Below are 211 nucleotides of genomic sequence, written 5' to 3'. Positions count from 1 at the left end.
TGAATCAGAAGCTTTTAAGTTAAATGAGTTTAAAGATGAAGCCATAATTGTGGCAGTTGTTGCTAAATCTGAACCACTTGCTTCTGCTGCACTAATAACACCAGGCATAGCTTTCATTATTTGGTTAGTATTCATACCTAATGCTGCTAATTCTTCCATGCCCTTTGCTACTTCTGAAGCAGAGAGTGAAGTTTTAGCACCTAAATCAACT

Annotated in this window: 1 protein-coding gene; it reads right to left on the bottom strand. The window is 37.0% G+C overall.

The annotated features are described in order from the left end of the window. On the bottom strand, positions 1-211 hold a 211-nt coding region (locus KA909_RS13625), incomplete at both ends, for a phage tail tape measure protein (RefSeq protein WP_210130335.1).

The organism is Staphylococcus sp. GDX8P54P (genome assembly GCF_017893165.1).
GTDB classification, from domain to species: Bacteria; Bacillota; Bacilli; order Staphylococcales; family Staphylococcaceae; genus Staphylococcus; species Staphylococcus borealis.
The sequence above is the reverse complement of the archived record's forward strand: the minus strand, read 5'-3'. Positions and strand labels throughout refer to the sequence as shown.